This window comes from uncultured Methanofollis sp. (genome assembly GCF_937919355.1).
GTDB lineage: Archaea > Halobacteriota > Methanomicrobia > Methanomicrobiales > Methanofollaceae > Methanofollis.
In genome coordinates this window covers 1-3,084 of record NZ_CALFSA010000069.1, presented here as the reverse complement: position 1 = coordinate 3,084, position 3,084 = coordinate 1, and the positions used below count along the sequence as shown (strand labels likewise).

General features: G+C 59.2%; 4 protein-coding genes and 1 pseudogene. All 5 read right to left on the bottom strand.

Going from position 1 to position 3,084, the window contains the following annotated elements:
• On the bottom strand, positions 1 to 1,045 hold a 1,045-nt coding region (locus Q0520_RS03375; RefSeq protein WP_298666593.1), incomplete at its 3' end, for a V-type ATP synthase subunit A.
• A complete protein-coding gene (locus Q0520_RS03370; RefSeq protein WP_298666591.1) occupies positions 1,036 to 1,338 on the bottom strand; it encodes a V-type ATP synthase subunit F in 303 nt (100 codons plus the stop codon). The genes Q0520_RS03370 and Q0520_RS03375, both read right to left, overlap by 10 nt.
• Before the next feature lie 2 nt (positions 1,339 to 1,340).
• Positions 1,341 to 2,396 carry a V-type ATP synthase subunit C gene (locus Q0520_RS03365; RefSeq protein ID WP_298666589.1) on the bottom strand — a complete coding sequence of 352 codons (1,056 nt, stop codon included), beginning with the start codon at positions 2,394 to 2,396 and terminating at the stop codon, positions 1,341 to 1,343.
• 12 nt (positions 2,397 to 2,408) lie between these two features.
• Entirely contained in the window at positions 2,409 to 2,990 is a 582-nt protein-coding gene (locus Q0520_RS03360; RefSeq protein ID WP_342765236.1) for a V-type ATP synthase subunit E family protein, read from the bottom strand.
• A 22-nt stretch (positions 2,991 to 3,012) separates the two neighbouring features.
• A pseudogene (locus Q0520_RS03355) lies at positions 3,013 to 3,084 on the bottom strand (ATPase); the annotation flags it as partial.

Sequence of the window (3,084 nt, the reverse complement as noted above, 5' to 3'; positions counted from 1 at the left end):
AGGAGATCTCACGCATGGCCTCTGCCCACCGGGAGGTGGAGTCGGCCATCAGGGACACATCGTAGCCCTGGTCACGGAAGTATTCCGCAATGGTGATACCGGTGTACACGGACGCTTCACGGGCCGCCACAGGCATGTTCGAGGTGTTTGCGATCAGGATGGTCCGCTCCATCAGCGGCCTGCCCGACTTCGGGTCTTCGAGTTCAGGGAACTCGGTCAGGACCTCGGTCATCTCGTTGCCACGCTCGCCGCAGCCGATGTAGACCACAATCTGGGCGTCAGACCACTTTGCAAGCTGCTGCTGGGTGACCGTCTTGCCCGAGCCGAACGGGCCCGGAATTGCTGCGGTGCCGCCCTTGGCGATCGGGAAGAGCCCGTCGAGAATCCTCTGCCCGGTAACGAGCGGGATGTCCGGGTTCATCTTCTCCGTCACCGGCCGCGGCACACGGACCGGCCACTTCTGCATCAGCTTGATCTCGGAGCCGTCCTCAAGGACACAGACCGTCTCTTCGACGGTGAAAGACCCGCCCTTGATGCTCTTGACCACGCCGCCCTTCATGTTGGGCGGGACCATGATCTTGTGCAGGATCGACGTGGTCTCCTGGACCGTGCCGATGACCATGCCGGGTTCGACACGGTCGCCGGCCTTCACGACCGGGACAAACTCCCACTTCGCACTTCTGTCGAGGCCCGGTGCGGTCACACCGCGCTCGATGAAGCTGCCCATCTTGTTCATGAGCACTTCGAGCGGTCTCTGGATACCGTCGTAGATACTCTTCAGCAGACCAGGGCCGAGTTCGACCGCAAGCGGCATGCCGGTGTTTACCACCGGTTCGCCGGGGCGGATGCCGTCAGTGGCCTCATAGACCTGGATGATGACGTTCTCACCCGCGATCTTGATGACCTCGCCCATCAGCGCCTCGTTCCCGACCTTGACCACATCGTACATGTGGGCGCCGAGACCGACGGCCGTGACGACCGGGCCTGCAATTCTCTTGAGCACTCCTGTCGAAGTGCCTGTCTTTGACGCTGCTTTTACTTCCACAGATCAACACCGACCGATCTCTTAATTCTCTCCCGCATGGAGAGGCCTCCCTCCTCCTCGCCGATCGCGATCACAGTCGGCTTCACGGACTCCTCAAGCAGGGTCCGGAGCCGCAGGGGGAGCCTGTTCATATCGCTGCCACTCAGCACCAGGATGCCCACCGCCTTGTCCGCAAGGACATTCTGGACGGCGTTTTTCAGAGCCTCGTCGCTTTCCGCGGCGATCGTCTTCTGAATGCCCGCAAGCCTGAACCCGATGACGAACTCGTTGCTTCCGATAACTGCAATCTCCATCCTTACATCACCAGGTAACTCTGAATGCGTTCATTCGGCAGGCCGTACTCCTTCCCCCGTGCAATGGCACGGAGGTTTGCAACCTCGTACTTCTTCATCTCAAGATAGGCAAGGATCGGGAGAACCGAGAAGGCATAGAGCTTGGAGAGCCTTTCCATCTGTTTGAGCTCGAACTTCGTCAGCATGACCTCGACCTCGTGGATCGAGCGCTGCTGTTGCAGTTCGTCGAAGACTGCGACGAGTTCGGGGTCCCGCGTCTTCTTCTTCGCGGCGTCGACGAATTCGTCGAGGCTCTCGATCGTGCTCATCCGCATCAGTTCATCGACCGTGAAGGCCTTGCCACCCGGAATGAGCAGATCTCTGATCTCCTCGCCCGCATGTGCGGCGCGGAAACGGAAGAGGTTCATCAGGTTCCTGAGGTCTATCTCCATCTGGATATAGTTCAGGAAAACGTTGCCGCCCTTGATGCCACCCTTCGCGTCCGAGATCATCTGGGTGTACAGGTGCTTGTAGAGCTCGTTCTCGAGTTTCGCAAAAGAGCCTGTCTCCAGGGCCTCGTGAAGACCGGCAGAGAGCACAGGGCCGAGCCTGCGGTCCTTGAGAGACTCCACAATCCTCTCGGGGGAGTCTTCAGCAAGGAGACGGTCGAGGACATTCCTGTCAAGCTCACCCGCGGGGATGAGCACTTCCTTGATCTTCCCGACCTTCACGCCCTGGACCTTCCCTCTGAGAATGGTCAGGACATTCTGGATATCCCACCGGCGCAGGTAACTCTGCACGAACCTTATCAGTCCTGCCGGGGTGATCTTCAGGATCTCCTGATACTCCTTCGCAAGGTTCCAGGAGAGGCCGACCTCGATGAGGTTGATGCCGGAGAAGGACGAACCGAGTTCGTCGATCTCCTTCTTGTACTCGGTCTCGCCGATGAACCTGGTGATCTCGGGCAGGCTCATGTTGAGCATCCGCAGGTACTCTTCCCGCGGGATCAACTTCGCCTTGCGCACACGCATGCGCGTGGAGACGTAAATGTATGGGGCAGGGCCCCCTACGTCAGCCATGCCCTATCCTCCTCAGGGGAACAGGATATCAGACGCATCCTTGAGCCCTGACTCCCATACCGTCTCCAGGAACGTACGGTATGTATAATCGATCTTCATCCTGCCATCGGCGCTCTCGACGACGATCCCTCCCTCGATAGAGACAGGTTCGCCGACCGAAAAGCCTGCCATTTCCTTGCTCTCGGCAAGGATCTTCTTTATGGTTGGGATATCACGGGCATTGCAGTACACCACGCCGCCCTTGACTGCTGCAGCCGCCAGGGGAAGGACGGTGCGGAGGGCCTGCGCATGGAAATCTGCAGGCAGGTCGCTGATCCGGGCAATCGTGGCTTCGTGGACCCTGGCAAGCGTGTCTTTCTGTGCGTTGAGCACTTCGCGCTTGACCGAGAGGTTTGCGGCCGAGACCTCCTGGTTGACGATGCGCTGGACGTCCCGCTCCACCTCCTCATCGGCCTGCTGCTTGATCGACGCCGCACGCTCCTGTGCTTCGCTCAGGATACGCCTGACCTCTGCCCCGGTCTCTGCCTGGATAGCGGTGACCTCTTTCCGCCCTTTTTCCTTGATATCTCCAACGACAGCTTCCAGTCCCATCATTCACTCCGTGTTCACTTCGTGTTTAGAAGAGCAGCAGCAGAGCAACGACAAGACCGAAGATGACGATAGTCTCGGGGATAACGGTGAAGAGCAG

What these genes read in the sequence shown, in the direction of transcription:
- Q0520_RS03370 (WP_298666591.1), bottom strand. Translation starts at nt 1,338, where the DNA reads ATGGAGATTGCAGTTATCGGAAGCAACGAGTTCGTCATCGGGTTCAGG.
- Q0520_RS03365 (WP_298666589.1), bottom strand. Translation starts at nt 2,396, where the DNA reads ATGGCTGACGTAGGGGGCCCTGCCCCATACATTTACGTCTCCACGCGC.
- Q0520_RS03360 (WP_342765236.1), bottom strand. Translation starts at nt 2,990, where the DNA reads ATGATGGGACTGGAAGCTGTCGTTGGAGATATCAAGGAAAAAGGGCGG.